The sequence below is a fragment of the Pectobacterium parmentieri genome (assembly GCF_001742145.1).
GTDB classification, from domain to species: Bacteria; Pseudomonadota; Gammaproteobacteria; order Enterobacterales; family Enterobacteriaceae; genus Pectobacterium; species Pectobacterium parmentieri.
The window spans coordinates 149229-169166 of record NZ_CP015749.1; the positions used below are offsets into that span (position 1 = coordinate 149229).

Genomic DNA, 19938 nt, shown 5'->3' on the forward strand with positions numbered 1-19938 from the left:
CTGATAGCAAAAAGGTGCCATAGGCACCTTTTTGTTGTTGGAATTATGCCGCAGATGTCAGCCTGCGAAGGTCTTGCTGTGAAGGATGTAAAAGCCGGAATACGGAAACGGCATCGGAAAGCATGATTGCCTGTTGCGCCAGCGAGTGAGCGGCAGAAGAGGATTGCTCGACCAGTACGGTGTTTTGTTGCGTGTTCTGATCCATTTCTATGATTGTCTGGCCGACCTGAGAAATACCGCGATGCTGCTCGTCTGAGGCGGTAGTAATGTCTTTCATGATGGCGTGAACCTGCGTCACGGACTCTACAATCCCTTCCATCGTTTTTCCTGCGCTGTTAACGAGTGCCGCACCGTTATTAATCTGCGAAACCGATTCGCCAATGAGCGTATCGATCTCTTTGGCAGCCTGCGCGCTGCGCTGTGCCAGATTGCGCACCTCACTGGCGACGACGGCAAAACCACGACCTTGTTCACCTGCTCTTGCAGCCTCTACCGCAGCATTGAGCGCCAGGATGTTAGTTTGAAATGCGATGCTGTTGATCATTGAGGTGATTTCAGCAATACGGTGGGAACTCTGTGCAATGCCGTGCATGGTATTCACGGCTTTAGAAACCTGTTCTCCCCCCTGATTTGCGGTAGCAGAGGCATCCATAACCAGCCGGTTGGCGTGATGGGCGTTATCAGCATTTTGTTTTACCGTTGACGTCAGTTGTTCCATACTGGCGGCGGTTTCTTCCAGTGCGGCGGCTTGCTGCGTGGTTCGGACGGAAAGATCGGCATTACCGGCGGTAATTTCCCCAGCGGCAGACGATATCTGATTCGCGCTGAGGCGAATTTTATCAATCATGCTGTGCAGATTGTTGTTCATCTGTCCCATCGCTGAAATCAGTTGGCCTAATTCATCACGGCGTTCATTGTGAAGTTGTACCGTGAGATCGCCTTCCGCAATCGCGCGAGTGGCGTGTAGTGCCTGATGTAGTGGGCGAACGATCTGCCGTGAGATAACAATCGCCGTCGTCAGACCGAGGATGATGGCAATCAGCGTAATCACGCCCAGTTGGATATCGCTGCTGATGACGTTACGGCCAGCGCGACTCTCTTCTGTGAAGTAAAGCTTATTGATATTTTCCTGCAATAGCGCCATTTGATCGTTCAATTCACTGAGCCGCTGTTGGCTGACATCTGGACTCATGACCTGCTGGCGTTGGGTCAGGTAGGCATTGAGTGACGCACTGATATCCTGAATGGCGCTTTTATCTTCCGCTGGCCAGTACCCCGTATCAATTTCCTTCAGCAGTGCTGATAGCTCTCCGCTGATATTACCGATAGCGTTGTCATGCTGTTCCAGATACTGTGCTTTACGCTCCAGCGCATAGCCAAAGTTGCCTTCTCGGGCGACAACGGTCTTGTCATAAATGGCACCGAGGCGGCTGATGCGCTTTAACGATTGGTCGCTATTGTATAATCCATAAAAGCCAACCATGGAAAGAATCACTCCCATGATGAGCAATAAACCAAACCCTACCAACAACTTGCGTGTTACTGATAGGTTTTGAAATGACATCCAGCGCAGCATAAACTTCTTCCTTTTTTTCATTAATTATTACCGTCATAGCAGGCCAATAACGGATTAGTTGTCGTTGTGTGTTGTGTAAAAAGGGCAGGTGATGAAAGTGGAACAGGCTCCTATATTACTGATAAAAATACCTTATCCGTTATCGGCATTTCAGGCGCAATACTTATTCATTTTCTCAAACCCTGTGAGGATATTCGTGCGGATACAATGGCCAGAGTGGTAAAGCCCCGTGCGGGGGATTCCTGCATTATTTATCAAGAAGCGCTTTGCTCTGCATGAATCATCTATAATTCTCCATTCTTTCCCTTACCTGTTGCTGACGCGCCAACGTGTCTCATTTAAAAGGAATATCGCTATGCCTATTATTACGTCGCTGCTCGCTTTCGCGTCTTATTTCTTTATCGGGTTTGCCATGGTGCTGGCCTTTTTGTTTATTTACACCCGTGTTACGCCGCATGATGAGTGGGCGTTGATTAAAGAAAACAACGGTACGGCCGCTATTGGGTTTGGCGGGGCGTTGATTGGCTATGTGATCCCGCTTTCCAGTGCGGCGATTAATTCGGTGAGTCTGGTAGATTACATCACCTGGGGCGTGGTCGCGCTGGTGGTGCAACTGTTGATTTATTTCGCGGTGCGCCTGTATATGCCGCGTCTCAGCCAACATATCCAGAATAACGATATTGCGTCCGGTGCTTTTCTCTGTGCTGCTTCGCTCAGCGGTGGGATTCTGAATGCGGCGTGTATGTCGTATTAATTTGTCCCTGCATGACGATACCGGCGCGCGCTTTAGTGAGGGCGAAAATGACGAGCAGGCAATCAGTGCCTGCCCGTGAGTTGAGGTTAGCGCAAGGTAACCAACGTAAAATCTTCGCCCTTGAAGACTTTGATCGGATTGCCGCGCTCTATCTGATGATGGAACAGACGCCGCTGTGCCCGTAGTTCGGCGTGCTGCTGTTGCTGCAACGCTTCCAGCCGATAAGCGATGAGATAACAGGCCAGACGCTTATTCGCGTGCTGGCTGCGCTCGCTCTGCACCTTCACCGTGATGCCGCTGGCGACATGCGTGGCGCGGACGGCAGACTCGGTTTTATTCACATGCTGTCCGCCGGGACCGGAGGATTTGGTAGTTTCAAAACGAATTTCGTTATCGGCAAACGCCCGCTCCTGATGAAAGCGTGCGATGCCGATAAACCAGTTCTTACGTCCGCCACCTTTACGCCAGGGGCTATTGCATGTCCACTGAAGCGTACCACACCAACTGGCAGCCAGCGGTTCTGCCTGCTCACCGTTTAACAAAACCAGTGCGGAACGTAGCGTACCAGCACGTTTCCCAGCTTCGGTTTCGATGATTTCAGATTCGATGCCTTGTCGTGCGGCATCGCGAATCAGAGCTTGTAACGCTTTTGCCGTTGCCAGCATGCATTCGTCCGGTCCCTGTGCGGCGGAAAGTTGAAGCAATATCATTTATCCTCCCCGCGCGTTTTGTAGGTGAGCACTGGCTTCAGGCGAGCAATCAGCGTAATTAATCCTGCCTGCTGCATCGCACCGATCACGCTGTCTATCGGTTTGTAGGCTTCTGGTGCTTCCTGAAAAATCAGTTGCCTGTCCTGGCAAATCACACGACTGCCGAAGCGAGTACGCGCCAGTTGCTGGACGCTATAACGTGAAGACAGTCGATCTTTACACTCCGTGCGCATCCACTTTCTGCCTGCTCCATGAGCCAGCGAATACAGGCTGTCGGCGTGAGGGATCGGCTGCACGATATAGCTGTAGTCGCCGCGTGAGCCCGGAATGATAACCGGGCCGCAGTCGGCGGGAGTCGCACCTTTTCGGTGCAGCCAGCCGGAAATGCCCTCAATCGTTGTTGATGTCACCAAATTGTGGTTCACGTCCAGTGCAGCATCCCCTTCCGTGTGCCAACGTTCCAGCATCCGCTGTGCGATCAGCCGCCGATTGTTGGTGGCAAACGTCAGCGCAAACTGATGCTGTGCCAGATAAGACTCTGCGGCTGGCGTATTGGCTTCAAGGCCGTGATGACCGAATTCCCGCACGTGGGCTTCCAGTATGGTTTGCCCTAATCCGCGTGAGCCGCTATGCACAAGCAACAACAACTGTTTAGGATCAATGTGCAGAGCGTGCAGCGTATCGGGCTGATAAATTTCATCAAGCTGCTGCAATTCAGCAAAGTGGTTACCGCCGCCGATGGTGCCCAGCGAATAGCGGAAATCTGCCAGTTCGGGTGGAATATCGGCATCGTCTTCCAGTGGCCCATCGATACTGCCAAGCCGTTTTTCCAGCTTATCCAGCGAAATTTTGTTTGCGTTCAGACCAGTGCGCCATAGCGCCATGCCGCAGCCGATATCGTTTCCGACCAGAGCGGGATAGAAACGCCGTTGTGAAAAAAAGGCGGCACCAATCGGGTAACCACGGCCCGGATGCAAGTCTGGCATACCGGCCACGCGTACCATATCGGGAAGTTGTGAGGTAATTTGAAGCTGTTGGATTGCTTTATCTTCAATCCAAGTGTTTTCCGTCGCGATCACACTGACGCGCGCCGAAATAGAGCGAATAGCATTGCCCATAGATCATCCTGCTGATCAATTTAAAAATAGGGTAAGGCAGGCTACAAAAGGGGGGATAACGCAAAGCGGAAAAGAATGCGGAATTAGTCCCGAGATGTCCTGCAAAGAATCAGAGTAAGTGTTGTCATGATGTCGTCTCCTTTGTCAGTTGGGGGAAGTGTGGAAAATCGCCAGCATGATACTCAAGTGACGGCCATCGTGCAATACGATGGCGTTATGGTTTTTTCCGCTTTTGTGCCACGGGATAAAAATGGTGGCACAAAAGCGGATACCTTACCGGTATTTTAAATACGGAAGACGCTGACCAGCTCGCTGAGATGGTGGCCTTTCTGACGCAGACTCTGCGCGGTATCTTCCGAGTTATTGACCAGAATGGCGTTTTCCTGCGTTGCCTGACCAATCTGTACAATCGCGATGTTCACCTGACTGATACCAGCGGACTGCTCGCGTGAAGCGATATCAATATCGTTTACAATGGTGCTGACTTGCAGGATGCGGTTACGTAAGTCGTCCATTACCGCCTGTGTTTTTTCTGAGAAATGGTAGCCCGCTTCGATTTTTTCCAGCGATTCATCAATTAAGCTTTCGATCTCTTTCACCGCAGTAGAACTGCGCTGTGCCAGCGCTCGCACTTCAGCAGCAACCACAGCGAAGCCTCTGCCGTGTTCGCCCGCGCGAGCGGCTTCCACGGCAGCATTAAGCGCCAGAATATTGGTCTGGAAAGCGATGGATTCGATCACCGTCGTGATATCGGCGATCCGCTGCGATGAGTTTTTAATATCGCTCATCGTAGAAACCGAGTCAGTAACGGTCTGGCTGCCATTGCGTGCCGCCGCTGCGCTCTGCTCTGCCAGATCTTTGGCGGCGGAGACGTTATCGGCATTCTGCTTCACGCTGGCAGAGAGCTGTTCCATGCTGGCAGAGGTTTCTTCGACACTGCTGGCCTGACGGGCAATCTGCTCACTGATGTTCTCGCTATCGGCAGCCAGCGCATCGGTGCTGGCGCTGATTTCCTCAGATGAGCTTCTTACCTGCGATACGATAGTCGTTAGCCCCTGTCCGATACCGTTAATCGCATCGATCAGACGACCCACTTCATCACCACGGTTGCTGGAAAGCGTGGCCGTCAGGTTACCGGCAGAAAATTGTTCCGCCACTTTGACGATTTCAACCAGCGGCTGACTCAGCCATTTGCGCGTCAGCACGACAAAGAATGCAGCGAAAAGCAGAACCAGAATAATGCCACCGCCCAAAAACAGGTTACGGGTCCGGTTAATCTCCGCCATCAGGCTTTCTTTGCTGATAGTACCCGCCACAATCCAGTTCCACTGTGGAATGCTGCGGTACACCATGATCCGGGTTTTTTCTTCGCCCGTCATCGTGTTGTTGTCATATTCGATCGTACCATTACCGGTTGCCAGCACTTTCTCTAATGCACCTTCTGACCAGTCAGGGCGTTGGTTGGCACTGCTTTGGTGGTAAAGATAGTTACCTGCATCCTTTCCTTTTTTCGTGCTAAGGACAAAGAAATGACCTGTTTCACCCATTTTCTTGTTCAGAATAGTTTGTTGCATCTCGGTAAATTGCTTCGTGATGTCGACGCCGACGAACAGAATACCGATAACCTTGTTTTCACTATCGCGTATTGGCTGATACTGGGTGATGTACTGTTTGCCGAACAGCGTTGCTAACCCACTGTAGGTTTCACCTTTCATTACAAGTGCATAGGCCGGGCTTTCACGATCGAGTTGGGTGCCCATTGCACGCGATCCATCTTCTTTCTTCAGTGAAGTTGCGATACGCGTAAAATCCTCTCCATCGCGGACAAAAATCGTTGAGATCGCGTGAGTACGGCTCAGGAAGTCATCTGGCACCTCGGTGTTGAGGTTCAGTATCGTATCGCCAGCCTTTAGTGTCGGCTGAGGTGTGCTGCCAAACGGGGTGCGGTTAACGGTATCCAGTGAAAAGCGCGTCGGCAGAAAGCTCGCCAGCAGCCGCGTATAGTTGCTAACCTCGGCTTGTAGGCTGGTATCGTACATGTTGATCATGTCGGTGACTCCATTCACCTGGCTCTGCATGTCATTGAGGGTCAACGATTTTAGTTGATCGCCTGCAGAGCGGGTAAGAGTGAGGGTGAAGGCAATGAACAATATCGCCACGCTTAGGGAGGCGATAATTGATAACTTGATACCCAAACCCCAGTGCTTAAAGGAAAGTCCCAACATATGTGTGTCTCTTATAATAAAAAGGTTATTTTTTAGTCTTACTTCATATGCGTTAACGGCAGTAAATAAAAAAAATTTACTCACGGAGTGTAAATGTCCATTTCAGTAATTGATCCCGATCAATGCATTTTTTTTATTTACATAAATACGCTTATTAAATCAGCATGAAATTAATGGCGGTGCTGAGAATAGGAAGAGTGCTGTGTGCGGATTTATCGTAAAAGGTAGTGGCTCTGCCGCTAAATACGATTTCGCTACATAAAAACGTGCTGACAGAACTGAAAGCGAGGGAAATATGGTCGAAATGTCACTGGATAAGCTCGACAGCGGTATCGAAGCAATTCACGCGGTGCCTGCGGGAAGAAGAGATCAACGGTTGCCGACGATTTTTTTCTTCCACGGTTATTGCTCGTCAAAAGAGGTGTATTCGTATTTTGGCTATGCGTTGGCCCAGGCTGGATTCAGAGTGATTCTCCCCGATGCTGCCATGCACGGTGCCCGCTATGACGGGGATGACGCGCAGCGGTTGCGTCATTTTTGGGATATCCTGCAATCGAACATTGAAGAACTTCCTGATTATGTCGCGGAATATCGGCAGCGTGGCCTGATCGACGGGGAACGTGTTGGCGTTTGCGGCGCGTCACTTGGTGGAATGAGCGCGCTGGGGTGCATGGCTCGCTATCCCTGGATTACGGCGGTGGCGGCATTTATGGGCTCTGGCTATTTCTCCACGTTATCTTCAATGCTATTTCCTCCGGTTCCTGCCGATAGTGAGGAAAATCAGGCGGTGTTACAGACGTTAGCGAGCAAACTGGCTGAATATGATGTCACTGCACGTCTGGACGCGCTGTCCGAACGTTCGCTGCTGGTGTGGCACGGTGAAGCGGATGATGTCGTGCCAGCGGCAGAAAGCGCCCGTCTCTATCAGGCATTACAGGCGCGCGACAAGCTGGTTAATCTGACGTATTTGACCGAGCCGGGTGTGGCGCACCGCATTACGCCGACGGCGTTGCAGGCGGGGGCTGATTTCTTCCAGCGGACGCTGTAATTCCACATTGATTCTGCAAATATCACAGCGTAGAAAACTCCTGTGTTTCTTCCTTGTGTTCTTTAATGTCGAGCACTATACTTACGCGTCATTTTTTCAGCCGCACACATACACGTTCCTTGCCTCCACGGGCCGCGGTTGACCCAGACAGGAGGCTGAATAATCCGTAAGGAGCAATTCGATGCGTCATTACGAAATCGTATTTATGGTTCATCCTGACCAGAGCGAACAGGTTCCGGGCATGATCGAGCGCTACACTGCTACCATCACTGGTGCGCAGGGCACGATCCACCGTCTGGAAGACTGGGGCCGCCGTCAACTGGCTTACCCGATCAACAAACTGCACAAAGCTCACTACGTTCTGCTGAACGTTGAAGCGCCGCAGGAAGCGATCGATGAGCTGGAAACAAACTTCCGCTTTAACGATGCCGTTATCCGCAGCATGGTTATGCGCGTTAAGCACGCGGTAACTGAAGCATCTCCAATGGTGAAAGCGAAAGACGAACGCCGTGAGCGTCGTGAAGATTTCGCTGAAGCTGGCGATGATGTGGATGCAGGGGATTCTGAAGAGTAATTGTTGTGGTGACGATGAACCGTCTGGTGTTGTCTGGCACCGTGTGCAAGACGCCCATTCGTAAGGTCAGCCCGTCAGGTATTCCTCACTGTCAGTTCGTGCTTGAGCACCGCTCGACGCAAGAGGAAGCCGGATTGAAGCGACAAGCATGGTGTCGTATGCCCGTGATTGTCAGCGGACTTTCGTCACAAGCAGTTACCCACAGTATAACGGTCGGCACGCAACTTACCGTGCACGGATTCATTAGCTGCCATCAAGGGCGCAATGGTCTGAGCAAGATAGTGTTACATGCCGAGCAGATTGAATTGATAGATTCTGGAGACTAGCCACATGGCACGTTATTTCCGTCGTCGCAAATTCTGCCGTTTCACCGCGGAAGGCGTTGTAGAGATTGATTATAAAGATATCGCTACGCTGAAAAACTATATCACTGAAAGCGGCAAGATTGTTCCGAGCCGTATCACCGGTACTCGTGCAAAATACCAGCGTCAGCTGGCTCGCGCTATCAAGCGTGCGCGTTACTTGTCTTTGTTGCCGTACACTGACCGTCATCAGTAATCGGCCACTGTCCATTAACGAGACTTTGAGAGGATAAAGTAATGCAAGTTATTCTGCTTGATAAAGTAGCAAACCTGGGCAGCCTGGGTGATCAGGTAAACGTTAAAGCGGGCTATGCTCGTAACTTCTTGGTTCCGCAGGGCAAAGCTGTGCCGGCAACGAAGAAAAACGTTGAGTTCTTCGAAGTACGCCGTGCTGAACTGGAAGCCAAACTGGCTGACGTTCTGACTGCTGCTGAAGCTCGCGCCACCAAGATCAAAGAACTGGCTAGCGTTACCATCGCGTCTAAAGCAGGCGACGAAGGTAAACTGTTCGGTTCCATCGGTACTCGCGATATCGCTGATGCGGTAACGGCTGCCGGTGTTGACATTGCTAAGAGCGAAGTTCGTTTACCGAACGGCGTTCTGCGTACTGTAGGTGAGCACGTAGTAAGCTTCCAGGTACACAGCGATGTATTTGCTGAACTGAATGTCGTTGTTGTTGCTGAAGAATAATTCGCGTTCGTCGCTGAATTAACACTTTAGTTAACATGTGAAACGCTGGCCTTGTGCCAGCGTTTTGCATTTTAGGGATTGGAAAATGATCTATCATTATCGATACCTGGCAAGGAGGGCGGTCACATGTCTGATTTGATTCACCTCACCCGCGTGTATGACGCGTATGCCCCTTTCTCTTCTCCCACTTTTCTTATTGACCGCCTGTGGCCGCGTGGCATCAGTAAAACGCGTCTGGAAGGGGTTGAGTGGTTTAAAGACATTGCGCCGAGCAGTGAATTGCGGAAATGGTTCCACGCTGAACCTGAACGCTGGTCGGAGTTTGTGGATTACTATCGTAATGAGTTGGCGCAGGGGACGGCACGCAACAAGCTGTTGGCGTTACTTGAGCAGAAGAAGACCATCACGCTGCTTTATGGCAGTAAAGATGCGCAGCACAATCATGCTATCGTCCTGCGCAATTTCCTATTGGAGCGGCTGGCCCACTAACGTGTGCGGGTGAATGCGCCGTCCGCACCTCGCGTGAACCGAATCGTCTGGTTCGCTGTGGTTTCGATTTCCAGCTCTGCCACCATGCCTTGTGCATTCAACTGTAATTTGACTGCCTGACCTGCCCGTAAATTGCTGAGCGGCTTATCCCGGCCTTCCACCTGCGCCATAGCGAACACATCGCTGACGGGCAAATTGTTATCGCGAAAGAGCTGGGCCAGCGTTTGCCCTGATGATATTTCATAATTCCGCCACGGCGCTGACTGCTGATCCGGCGGCGGTGTCGTCGCATGCTGTTGCTGTGACGTGGAAGGCGGGTTTTCAATAATTACGGCCTGCATCGCAGCCTGATTATCCGCCTGAGTCAGAGGAACGGGCGTAGAATGGAGAGGCTGTGGGTGTTGTGGGCTGTAAGGCCAGAGCAATACCATCAGCAATAGGGCAATAGCGATTAAAATCCAGCGACGATGGAGGAGCGGCAATGGCTCCATCCAGTGGTAACTGTCGGGCAGATGCCAGATTTTTTGCAGTGTGGCACCCATACGCTCGCGCAGGGAAGGGGGGGACAGACGCGTCTGCTCTTCATTAGCCTCATCGTTCTCTACGGCTACAGCATCTGAGGGCTGCCGCTGGATGATTCGCCGGCAGAAGCGTACTAGCGTTTGATAATCCCAGGTGTTTTTCCGCTTCCTGGGCGCAATTCTGCCCATGGTGACCTCTCTTACTACCATTCAGTATAAAAACAGTATCAGGATAAGAATGCGTTCAGTATACCGATAATTTTCCTTAGGTGACTAGTTAACACGTTGATGATCAAGACTACCGACGCGTTAGAAAGAGCAGAACTACCAGTATAGGCCAGCTTCCGGCAATGGTTTAGCTGGTATTCGGTTAACGTGATTATCTGCACACAAGATTTTACCCCAATCCTCGTCGCTGTTATGCTGCGCTTTCAGTTTTTTACAGATTAAAAGGAACATCCATGACAACTCCTTCTTTTGATAGCGTCGAAGCGCAGGCAAGTTACGGCATCGGCTTACAGGTTGGTCAACAGTTACAGGAATCAGGTCTTGAAGGTCTGATCCCAGAAGCTCTGCTTGCTGGTCTACGCGATGCGCTGGAAGGTAATGCGCCAGCGGTGCCTGTGGATGTGGTTCATCGTGCGCTGCGTGAAGTTCATGAGCGTGCTGACGCCGTCCGCCGCGATCGCCAACAGGTGCTGGCGGTAGAAGGCCAACAATTCCTGGCGGAAAACGCGCAAAAAGAAGGCGTAGATAGCACGGAATCTGGTTTGCAATTCCGCGTGTTAACACAGGGTGAAGGGGCGATTCCTGCTCGTCAGGATCGTGTTCGTGTGCATTACACCGGTCGCCTGATTGACGGCAGCGTGTTCGATAGCTCCGTTGAGCGTGGTCAACCTGCTGAGTTCCCCGTAAGCGGTGTGATCCCCGGCTGGATTGAGGCGTTGACGCTGATGCCAGTGGGTTCTAAGTGGGAACTCTATATTCCGCACAATCTGGCGTATGGTGAACGTGGTGCGGGTGCTTCCATTCCGCCGTTCAGCGCACTGATTTTTGAAGTGGAACTGCTGGAAATTCTGTAAATTCCAGACAAAAGAAAGGCGCTCACTGAGCGCCTTTCTGGTTTTTACTGACTTTTTTATTTTTTATTGAAGCGACATTACTCACCGCGCAGTGCGCGTGGGAACAGCAAATTATTTTCCAGATGGATGTGTTCCATTAGATCGGTAATAAACTCGTTAATACCAGAGTACAGGGCACGCCAGGTGTTGCAGGCACCTTCCGGCGGTACGACGCCATTGGTTAGCTCTTTTACCACTTCCACGTCACGCCCGGCGTCATCATGCTCATGCTCCATCACTGAAATCGGTGCAGCAGCATTTGCCCCCATTCCCTGACCGATCATCGGGAATAGGATGCGCTCTTCTTTCATCATATGTTGAGACAGTTCGTTATAGATGGCGGTCAACTGTGCGGCGAGGCCGTGTGGGCAGTCCGCTTTATCGTGATGCACGCGTTCTACTTTTTCTGCCATCAAAATCAGCTCAGGCAGTTGTTCACGGTGGCGGTCATGAAAGCGAGGAATGATGTACGCGATAATGTCAGCCAGCGGGGCTTCACGCCAGTCTCGTGCATCAGAAGGCTGTGCGGCCAGCTCATTTAACTGAGCTTCTAGCTCATCGATATTGAGATCTTTTTTGCCAGCCGCGCGGCTTAGCGTTTGTTTTCCGCCGCAGCAGAAGTCCAGATTGAGTTCACGAAAGAGTTTGGTAGCGCGCGGAATAGCGATAGCCAGCTCACCCAAGGATTGATCGCGATATGCCATGATGATGCCTCTCAACAAATGCAGTTTATAAATTGCATTTTAAATGCATCTTTATGTGTTGAATATACCGCTTACGAGGTAGGCGGTAAAATGCATGGCGCGATTAACGTCGCCTATGACCGGATCTCAGCGATGGTGAGTTGTTGTAGCCCAAAAGAAAGAGAAATTGGATACCGATCGGAAATGGCAGAATTTATAGTGGATGAATAGCCCACCGATGAATCATGTGAGCGAAACGTTAAGAAGGGTAAAATCAGGAAAATGCGTATTTATCTGATAGTGGGATAGAGGAATTCCCCGTATATCTTTGCCAGGCCGCAGTCGCGGTGAGCAAGGAGTACCCCTATGTTTAAGCCACTCGTTATCAGCGCCCTGTTTGTGGGAATGTTTGCGGTTATGCCAGCGCCAGAGGCTAAGGGGGCCAGCATCGATCTGATGCCCGGCGTCACGTTGAATATCGGCGAGCGTGACAGACGTGGTAACTACTGGGATGGCTATGATTGGCGCAGCGAGCGCTGGTGGCAGGAGCACCGGGGTTACTACCGTGGTGAGCGTAATCGGCACGGTTACTACTGGGATGGTTGGCGCTGGCGTGATGCCCGCTGGTGGCGTGAGAGCCAGCACGACAGACGCGGTTATGACAATCGACGCTTTGATCCACCGCGCTATGTTGACGAGCGGGGTCCGCGTCGTGGTGATTGGGACAGGCGCGGGCATGAGCGAGGAAATGGCTATTACCGCAATGGGCGAGGGTCGTTCCGCGATTAGCTAAATAAAAAAGCGCCGCGAAAGGGCGGCGCGTGTCCGTCAGCGAAGGGGGTTTAGTTTGCCAGTTTCGCGGCGATGTCAGCGATGCGCTGGCCATACAGCTTACCGGTCGCCAGATCGCCAGCGACCACTTCATCTGCGCTGGCATCAGAAGGCGTTTGTGCCAGCAGGCCCACGGAACCACCTAGGTTGTTCAGATCGTCACGTTTTGCTGCTTTGGCATTAGAAGGCAACTGGTTCAGGCTGACCCAAATCCCGCCGTGCTGTGAAGCCAACGTTTGCAGATAAATCAGCGTAACCTGTTTGTCCCCATTCAGGCTGGCACTATTAGTAAAGCCGCCAAACACTTTGTTGCTCCAACTGCGGGACATCCAAACTTTAGAGCTGGCATCCGCAAATTTCTTGAACTGCCAGGGAACGCCTCCCATGTAAGTCGGCGCACCGAAAATAATCGCGTCGGCAGCGGTGAGTTGCTCCCACTCGGCATCGGTAATATTTCCTTCTGCATCAATCGCGATCAGCGCTGCTTGCGCACCTTCTGCTACGGATTGTGCCAGACGTTGTGTGTGGCCATAGCCGGAATGATAAATAACGACGTTTTTTGACATTATTGTCCCCATTTTTTCTATGTTGTATCGGTATGTAGATAACCTACTTTACACCGAGAAAAGATTATCCCTGTTTCATTACTCTGTAACATTATGATACCGGAGTGAAAATGGGAGATAACCGGGTTTGAATTACGGGGAATTCAGGCTCCCACCGCAGCAGGAGCCTGACAAGGCTGTCAGTGCTTATTTCGCGTGTTGCAGATCAATACGATAAACCGCAAAGCCCGTCTCATCATTCCCGACGGACGTCATCGGGTACTGTGCTTTCTCTTTGATAAACGCGGCGGCCTTCTCTGACGGTGATGTTTCAAAACGGATATCCAGCGGCGTATCGCTGACGATAGGCGCCAGGCGCCAGTTGTTATCCGCCTGTGGCTTCACTTCTCCCGACTTTTGCGTTTCCGCACTGATGTAAGCCGCGAGTACGGAACGGTTTTCATCCGGCGATGCAAAGGCCACAGATTTCTCACCCGTACCGGCAAATTTCTCACCATAAGCGCGATAGTTATTGGTGGCGATCAGGAAGGTTGCTTTGGGATCGAGCGGTTTGCCGTTAAACGTCAGAGCGTTGATACGGTGCGATTTCTCGTTGATTAACGTGCACTCGCTGTCATAGCGGGCAGGCTGCGTGACATCAATCTGATAATTGACGCCATCGATCACGTCGAAGTTATACGTGCGAAAGCCGTCCCAGTTGAGTAGAGATTGCGGTTCACGCTTGTTCGGATCGATTTGTTTGAACTGCCCCGCAGAGCACTCCAGCCATTCTTGCACCTGCTGTCCGTTGACTTTCACCACCACCAGCGTATTCGGGTAGAGATACAAGTCGGCAGCGTTACGGAAGGTGAGCTGGCCTTTTTCTACTTCGACATAGCTGGCTGGATCGTTTTTACGTCCGCCGGCTTTAAACGGTGCGGCGGCGGAAAGTACCGGCAGATCGGCCAGATCGGGATCACCCTGAATAAAGTGTTCTACGTAGGCGCGCTGGGCATTGTTGACGATCTGCACGGTCGGATCGTCCTGAACCAGCGACAGATAGCTGTACATGTTGTCTGCGGATTTGCCGATGGGTTTGCTGACGAACTCACGCGTATCTTTATGCGCATCGGAGAGCACTTTCACCAGCTTGTCGTCTTCCGCTGCCAGTGATTTCTTCTGCGCTTTGTCATAGATCGGTCTGGCTTCTGCTTTTGCTTTTTCCACCTTCCAGGTGCCGCTGTCGTTATTCAGCGTGAAATCGACAACGCCGAGGTGGTCACCCCATTGTCCCGGCATTACGGCAGGCACGCCGTTAAGCGTTCCCTGTTTGATATCCGCGCCTTTGATATTGGCAAAGTCACTGCTGGGGAAAACCGCGTGAGCATGGCCAAACATGATGGCATCAACCCCAGGAATTTGGCTGAGGTAGTAAACGGAGTTTTCTGCCATGGCTTTATATGGCTCGGCAGACAGGCCGGAATGAGGGATAACGATCACCAGATCGGCACCTTGCTTACGCATTTCTGGCACCCATTTTTTGGCACTTTCCGTGATGTCTTCTACGGTGACTTTGCCTGTCAGATTGGCTTTATCCCACACCATGACCTGCGGCGGGACGAAGCCAATATAGCCGATGCGCAGCGTATGCTGTTTGCCATCGCGATCTTTAACCGATTTGTTTTCAATATGATATGGCGTAAACAGCGGCTTACCCGTTTTTGCATCCAGCACGTTGGCGTTCACATAAGGAAATGTCGCGCCTGACAGCGCTTTGTGCAGGTAGTCCAAGCCATAGTTGAATTCGTGGTTACCGATATTGCCGACGGAATAATCCAGCGTGTTCATCGCCTGATAAACCGGGTGTACATCGCCTGCTTTCAGCCCCTTCGCCGCCATGTAGTCGCCTAGCGGGCTGCCCTGAATCAGGTCGCCATTATCAACCAGCACGCTGTTAGTGGCCTGGTCGCGCGCGGCGTGAATCAGGCTGGCGGTACGCACCAGACCAAATTTATCGGTTGGCGTATCCTTGTAGTAATCGAAATCCATCATATTGCTGTGCAGATCGGTAGTTTCCAATACCCGTAAATCAACGGTAGCGGCATGAACGGTCGTGGCGACCAGCGTAGCAAGTAGGCTGAGTGCCAGTGAATGCTTCATTGCGTAACTCCTTGTGCAGTGATTATCGATGTGTGAGGCGACCGGGGGGTGTCTTTCATATCATGATGAAGTTAAAGTGATTATCGTCTCTAAATTCTGAGGATGACATCAATAATGGCAATAATCGTAGATTGCCTCACAGATGTATAATGAATGACAGAGATGAAATCTGCGTTACGCGCAACCAATAACGACGAGGTCGATCATGCTAGAACCTATTTGCCAACTGGCTCGTGACGCCGGTGCTGCCATTATGCAGGTTTACGACGGCCAACATCCGGTGGATGTTGCGCACAAGAAAGATGATTCACCCGTGACCGCCGCCGATCTTGCGGCACATCGGGTCATTAAGGATGGGCTGGCCGCCGCGTTTCCCGATATTCCTTTGCTGTCAGAAGAAGATCCGCCTGAATGGGAAACCCGTCGGCACTGGCAGCGTTATTGGCTGGTCGATCCGCTGGACGGTACGAAAGAGTTTCTCAGCCGCAACGGTGAATTCACGGTAAACATTGCGCTGATCGAGAACGGTCAGGCGGTGCTGGGCGTGGTTTACGTGCCAGTTACGGGCGTGATGTATTCCGCAGCGGAAGGCAAAGCCTGGAAAGAAGAAAATGGTCAGCGTTGGCAAATTTCGGTGAAGCACGCGCACCCGCCGCTGGTGGTGGTCAGCCGCTCTCATGCCGATAGTGAGTTAAAGGATTATCTCAACCAACTGGGCGAGCACCAGACGGTGGCGATTGGGTCATCGCTAAAATTTTGTCTGGTGGCAGAAGGCGACGCGCAGCTTTACCCCCGCTTTGGACCGACTAACATTTGGGATACGGCGGCGGGCCATGCGGTGGCTGTGGCCGCCGGGGCGCAGATTCACGATTGGCAGGGGCAACCGCTGTCCTACACGCCGCGTGAATCCTTCCTCAACCCCGGTTTTCGCGTCTCTTTATTTTAGCGTTATTTCTCTTCCAGCAACTGACGCAGCAGGGACATCACCTGCTGCACTTCCTGCCCGCTTAACGCACCATCCTTCACGAACCGAATTTTCCCTTGTTTATCCAGTACGGCGATAGCTGAACTTTGCGGCTGTAGCTGCCAGGTTTTGCGCACATTGCCATTGCTATCGACAATAAACTGCGACCACGGAAACGCCTTTTTGTTGTCCTCAAGGCTACTACGCACAAACATGCTGGTGCCGATAATGGCATCGTCGGTATTCACGATTGTCGTCGTTTGGTAATAATCATGCGGTAGGTTAGCGGCCTTCAGTGCGGAAATAAGCGGATCGTTCATCTCTTTGGCGGCGGTTCGGCCAGCGATATGTTGTATCACCCGTACTTTTCCGGGCAATTGTGCGCTGTTCCAGTTTTTATAACTAAACTGATTATTCTGGTACTGAAGTTCTCCTTTGTCTGCGATGCCGACGGGGGGAACCAATTGGTTGAGTACCAGCGTATGCGCTGAGGCTGTGAGTGAAACAAATCCCAATAAGGGCGTGATAAAGAGCGCGAGGAGCAGGCGACGTATTTTTATCATGGTATTTCCTTCTGTGGGGGGCCCGATGCGATGTCAATGATGGAAAACGTCGAGCGATGGCATAAGCGTAGAGTCAGGAAACCGGTCTGTCCTGCTTCGTGCTCAAACGGTTTGTGGTTTAGTGCACAAAACCCTTATTTTTGAAGGTTTATACTGATGGGTAGGGGTTTATTTAAACACTGTTCTGTAAAAATCTGTAAAAGCAGTTAAGAATACTGAATAGTGGGGAACTAAAAGCCGTTTTACAGTACTAATTAGCAGTATCCGTTATCTCATTAGCGCTCCAGAACCTCAGCCATGTTGGCGACAGGGAGAGCGTAGAAAAATAAAACGGGAGAGTAAAACGATGAGGATCTTCGAACGTTACAATCCTTTGAAAGTCGCCAAGTATGTGAAAACCCTGTTTCGCGGGCGGCTGTATATAAAAGGGGTTGGTGCTTTTGAGTTCGACTACGGCAAAATTCTTTTGCCAAAGAAACAGGATAAGCAACATCTTCTGGTGATGTCCGAAGTGAATCGCCAGGTCATCCGGCTTCAGGCCGAGATGGGATGAATGATAAAGAAACGGCCCGTAGCGGGCCGTTCTGGTATATCACTCGCTGATTATAACCGTTAGTCCGCGCTATCAGCCCGCTCGCTGGATGAGACGACAGGGCGGTCTTCCAGACGAGTGACCAATAGCTGATCGATCTTATAGCTATCGATATCTACTACTTCAAACTTATAGCCTGAGAAGCGCACTGCATCGGTACGTTTGGGGATTTTCCGCAGCGTATACATCATGAAGCCACCAATGGTTTCGTAGTTACCGGAGTGCGGGAAGTCATCAATATTCAGCGCCCGCATCACGTCTTCTATCGGTGTACCGCCTTCGACCAGCCAGGAGTTCTCATCGCGTGCCACAATCTGCTCTTCCATGCCCTGACCGACGAGATCGCCCATCAGGGTGGTCATCACGTCATTAAGCGTGATGATGCCGACGATCAGGGCGTATTCGTTCAGAATGACTGCGAAATCTTCGCCTGCCGTTTTGAAGCTTTCCAATGCTTCAGACAGCGTCAGCGTATCCGGTACGATCAGCGCCGGACGAATCTGCACGCCGCTGCTCAGCGTCAGGCTTTGGTTTCCCAGCACCCGGATCAGCAGGTCTTTGGAATCCACGTAGCCGACGATCTGATCAATTGTGCCATCGCACACCAGAAACTTGGAATGCGGCTGTTGGGCAATTTTTTCCTTAATACTGTCTTCCTGCTCGCGCAGATCGAAGTAAACCACGCTTTCGCGCGAGGTCATTGAGGAAGGTACGGTGCGAGATTCCAGTTCAAATACGTTCTCGATGAGCTCATGTTCCTGCTTACGCAGTACACCGGCCAGCGCCCCCGCTTCCACTACGGCATAAATATCATCGGACGTGATGTCATCCTTACGTACCATCGGCAGCTTGAGCAGACGGAAAATGACGTTAGCCAGGCCGTTAAATATCCAGACCAGCGGGCGGAAAAGGAACAGGCAGAAGCGCATGGGGTTGATTATGCGGACCGCTACGGTTTCCGGCGCAATCATACCGATGCGTTTCGGGGTGAGATCGCCAAACAGGATGAACAGGCTAGTGACAAGCACGAATGAACAGATGAAGCTGGCTTTATCGGCGGCTTCGGGTGACATAAAGCGTTCAAATAGCATGGAAAAGGTAGGAGAAAATGCCGCATCGCCGATGATACCAGCCAGAATGGCGACGGCGTTGACGCCAATTTGAATCACAGTAAAGAAGATGCCCGGCGTTTCCTGAAACTTGAGCACCAGATCGGCGTTAAGGTTTCCCTCATCGGCCATCAGTTTGAGTTTAATTTTACGAGACGCCGCCAGCGAGATCTCGGACAACGAGAAGAATGCGCTGATGGCAATAAGGAAAAAAATCAGTAATAGACTGTTTAACATAGTTTTTAACTTTAGGTAAGTTTTCGCATGAGCCGAAATTGACGCAGCGATCCTCAGAAAGGTGAACACATAAAGGTGAACACATTATGATCGTTATTGAAGGCTCGAACCGGGCGAGGATAGGCCCGGTCCGGGCGCATTATAGCAGGAGCGGCGAAATTACCGCCAGTGGTCAACGCGGTGGCGGCAGACAGACGCCGATACCGCCCAATCCACAGTAGCCGTTTGGATTCTTGTGCAGGTATTGCTGGTGATCATCTTCTGCATAATAAAACGGACCCGCAGGCTCGATTTCTGTACTGATAGCGCGGCTATCGCCGTTCTCTCTCATCGCCTGCTGAAAGCGCTGAAGGCTTTCCTGCGCGGCCTGTTCCTGCTCAGGCGTAAGCGTATAGATAGCGGAACGATACTGGCTGCCGATATCGCCGCCCTGACGCATACCTTGCGCGGGATCGTGATTTTCCCAGAACTGTTGCAGCAACTCGCCGTAGCTGATGACCGCAGGATCGAAAACGACACGTACTGCTTCAGCGTGGTCGGTCTGGCCGCTGCATACTTCACGGTAGGTTGGATTGGGGGTATAACCGCCAATATAACCCGCCGCCGTGCTGTAGATACCCTGCTGCTGCCAGAATAAACGCTCTGCGCCCCAGAAGCAGCCCATCGCAAAAATAGCCACAGACATGTGATCTGGCACATGCGTCATCGAATGTTCATTTACGACATGCAGCCTGGCCACTGGCATTGGGGTTGAACGCCCCGGTAAAGCATCGGATTGCGTAATCCGCTGTGTCTTATCAATCGAACTCATCACGTTGTTGACTCCAACAGAACTAGTGAATGACCCTCTTTCACTGAGAGCATAACCAAGAAGTATTGACCTGTCTTTATATCTTAAAAGTGTTTACTGTTAAGGTAATGCGTGTCCATAACGCGAAAAAGTGACAATTGCAGGTTAATATCTACTACTAAGGTAAAAAATTAGTACTTATCACTAATTTAATGCAAGGTTACTCGCCTGTTTCTGCTTTACATGATGTTTTGTTTGAAAACATGAACCTCTATG

23 protein-coding genes are annotated in these 19938 nt (G+C 51.3%); 12 read left to right on the top strand and 11 right to left on the bottom strand.

The window, feature by feature from the left end:
• Positions 1-43: 43 nt before the first annotated feature.
• Positions 44-1576, bottom strand: coding sequence for a methyl-accepting chemotaxis protein (locus A8F97_RS00645; protein WP_014701249.1), 1533 nt, complete (start codon positions 1574-1576; stop codon positions 44-46).
• 355 nt (positions 1577-1931) lie between these two features.
• On the opposite strand from A8F97_RS00645, the gene A8F97_RS00650 reads away from it, so the two are divergent.
• Entirely contained in the window at positions 1932-2330 is a 399-nt protein-coding gene (locus A8F97_RS00650; RefSeq protein ID WP_014701248.1) for a DUF350 domain-containing protein, read from the top strand.
• 86 nt (positions 2331-2416) lie between these two features.
• On the opposite strand, the gene prfH is transcribed toward A8F97_RS00650, so the two are convergent.
• Both prfH and A8F97_RS00660 read right to left on the bottom strand, forming a co-directional pair.
• On the bottom strand, positions 2417-3040 hold the full coding sequence (prfH, locus tag A8F97_RS00655; RefSeq protein ID WP_014701247.1) for a peptide chain release factor H: 624 nt from the start codon (positions 3038-3040) through the stop codon (positions 2417-2419).
• The gene (locus A8F97_RS00660; RefSeq protein WP_014701246.1) at positions 3037-4158 is read right to left on the bottom strand and encodes an RNA ligase RtcB family protein; all 1122 of its coding nucleotides are present in this window, start codon (positions 4156-4158) and stop codon (positions 3037-3039) included. The genes prfH and A8F97_RS00660 overlap by 4 nt, the downstream gene beginning before the upstream one ends.
• A 159-nt stretch (positions 4159-4317) precedes the next feature.
• Here A8F97_RS00660 and A8F97_RS24945 point away from each other — a divergent pair, with 159 nt between their 5' ends.
• Positions 4318-4446 (top strand): hypothetical protein, encoded by a 129-nt coding sequence (locus A8F97_RS24945; RefSeq protein WP_257785657.1) that lies wholly within the window; start codon positions 4318-4320, stop codon positions 4444-4446.
• Here the strand turns inward: A8F97_RS24945 and A8F97_RS00665 are convergent.
• Positions 4443-6383 carry a methyl-accepting chemotaxis protein gene (locus A8F97_RS00665; RefSeq protein WP_015731134.1) on the bottom strand — a complete coding sequence of 647 codons (1941 nt, stop codon included), beginning with the start codon at positions 6381-6383 and terminating at the stop codon, positions 4443-4445. The two genes, A8F97_RS24945 and A8F97_RS00665, sit on opposite strands and share 4 nt — an antisense overlap.
• Before the next feature lie 295 nt (positions 6384-6678).
• Between A8F97_RS00665 and yjfP the strand changes: the two genes are divergently transcribed.
• From yjfP to A8F97_RS00695, 6 genes are all read left to right on the top strand, one after another.
• Positions 6679-7431 (top strand): esterase, encoded by a 753-nt coding sequence (yjfP, locus tag A8F97_RS00670; protein WP_033072093.1) that lies wholly within the window; start codon positions 6679-6681, stop codon positions 7429-7431.
• 181 nt (positions 7432-7612) lie between these two features.
• The gene (gene rpsF, locus A8F97_RS00675) at positions 7613-8005 is read left to right on the top strand and encodes a 30S ribosomal protein S6 (RefSeq protein WP_005974793.1); all 393 of its coding nucleotides are present in this window, start codon (positions 7613-7615) and stop codon (positions 8003-8005) included.
• A gap of 14 nt (positions 8006-8019) precedes the next feature.
• A complete protein-coding gene (gene priB, locus A8F97_RS00680; protein WP_033072092.1) occupies positions 8020-8331 on the top strand; it encodes a primosomal replication protein N in 312 nt (103 codons plus the stop codon).
• Positions 8332-8335: 4 nt separating this feature from the next.
• Entirely contained in the window at positions 8336-8563 is a 228-nt protein-coding gene (rpsR, locus tag A8F97_RS00685; RefSeq protein ID WP_005974788.1) for a 30S ribosomal protein S18, read from the top strand.
• 41 nt (positions 8564-8604) lie between these two features.
• Positions 8605-9057, top strand: coding sequence for a 50S ribosomal protein L9 (rplI, locus tag A8F97_RS00690; protein ID WP_033072091.1), 453 nt, complete (start codon positions 8605-8607; stop codon positions 9055-9057).
• Between the two features lie 126 nt (positions 9058-9183).
• On the top strand, positions 9184-9546 hold the full coding sequence (locus A8F97_RS00695; RefSeq protein WP_033072090.1) for a DUF488 domain-containing protein: 363 nt from the start codon (positions 9184-9186) through the stop codon (positions 9544-9546).
• Here the strand turns inward: A8F97_RS00695 and A8F97_RS00700 are convergent.
• Positions 9543-10256 (bottom strand): OapA family protein, encoded by a 714-nt coding sequence (locus A8F97_RS00700; protein ID WP_014701240.1) that lies wholly within the window; start codon positions 10254-10256, stop codon positions 9543-9545. The two genes, A8F97_RS00695 and A8F97_RS00700, sit on opposite strands and share 4 nt — an antisense overlap.
• Positions 10257-10528: 272 nt before the next feature.
• Here A8F97_RS00700 and fklB point away from each other — a divergent pair, with 272 nt between their 5' ends.
• On the top strand, positions 10529-11149 hold the full coding sequence (gene fklB, locus A8F97_RS00705; protein WP_014701238.1) for an FKBP-type peptidyl-prolyl cis-trans isomerase: 621 nt from the start codon (positions 10529-10531) through the stop codon (positions 11147-11149).
• A 77-nt stretch (positions 11150-11226) separates the two neighbouring features.
• On the opposite strand, the gene ytfE is transcribed toward fklB, so the two are convergent.
• Entirely contained in the window at positions 11227-11892 is a 666-nt protein-coding gene (gene ytfE / locus A8F97_RS00710; protein WP_014701237.1) for an iron-sulfur cluster repair protein YtfE, read from the bottom strand.
• A 345-nt stretch (positions 11893-12237) separates the two neighbouring features.
• On the opposite strand from ytfE, the gene A8F97_RS00715 reads away from it, so the two are divergent.
• Complete coding sequence (locus tag A8F97_RS00715) at positions 12238-12660, top strand: DUF2502 domain-containing protein (RefSeq protein WP_014701236.1); 423 nt, start codon at positions 12238-12240, stop codon at positions 12658-12660.
• Positions 12661-12713: 53 nt separating this feature from the next.
• Here A8F97_RS00715 and A8F97_RS00720 read toward each other — a convergent pair whose 3' ends face one another.
• Together A8F97_RS00720 and A8F97_RS00725 are read right to left on the bottom strand one after the other, a co-directional pair.
• Positions 12714-13268: a flavodoxin family protein gene (locus tag A8F97_RS00720; protein ID WP_033072089.1), complete on the bottom strand. Its 555-nt coding sequence runs from the start codon at positions 13266-13268 to the stop codon at positions 12714-12716.
• A 186-nt stretch (positions 13269-13454) separates the two neighbouring features.
• A complete protein-coding gene (locus tag A8F97_RS00725; RefSeq protein ID WP_014701234.1) occupies positions 13455-15407 on the bottom strand; it encodes a bifunctional 2',3'-cyclic-nucleotide 2'-phosphodiesterase/3'-nucleotidase in 1953 nt (650 codons plus the stop codon).
• 205 nt (positions 15408-15612) lie between these two features.
• Here A8F97_RS00725 and cysQ point away from each other — a divergent pair, with 205 nt between their 5' ends.
• Positions 15613-16353, top strand: a complete 741-nt coding sequence (cysQ, locus tag A8F97_RS00730) for a 3'(2'),5'-bisphosphate nucleotidase CysQ (RefSeq protein WP_015731130.1) — start codon at positions 15613-15615, stop codon at positions 16351-16353.
• Between the two features lie 2 nt (positions 16354-16355).
• Here the strand turns inward: cysQ and A8F97_RS00735 are convergent, their stop codons facing one another.
• Entirely contained in the window at positions 16356-16934 is a 579-nt protein-coding gene (locus A8F97_RS00735) for a YtfJ family protein (protein WP_014701232.1), read from the bottom strand.
• Positions 16935-17280: 346 nt separating this feature from the next.
• Here A8F97_RS00735 and A8F97_RS00740 point away from each other — a divergent pair, with 346 nt between their 5' ends.
• On the top strand, positions 17281-17487 hold the full coding sequence (locus A8F97_RS00740) for a DUF1107 domain-containing protein (RefSeq protein ID WP_005974755.1): 207 nt from the start codon (positions 17281-17283) through the stop codon (positions 17485-17487).
• Between the two features lie 59 nt (positions 17488-17546).
• On the opposite strand, the gene paeA is transcribed toward A8F97_RS00740, so the two are convergent.
• Positions 17547-18872 (bottom strand): polyamine export protein PaeA, encoded by a 1326-nt coding sequence (gene paeA, locus A8F97_RS00745; protein WP_014701231.1) that lies wholly within the window; start codon positions 18870-18872, stop codon positions 17547-17549.
• A gap of 172 nt (positions 18873-19044) precedes the next feature.
• Positions 19045-19683, bottom strand: coding sequence for a peptide-methionine (S)-S-oxide reductase MsrA (msrA, locus tag A8F97_RS00750; protein ID WP_015731127.1), 639 nt, complete (start codon positions 19681-19683; stop codon positions 19045-19047).
• Between the last annotated feature and the right edge of the window lie 255 nt (positions 19684-19938).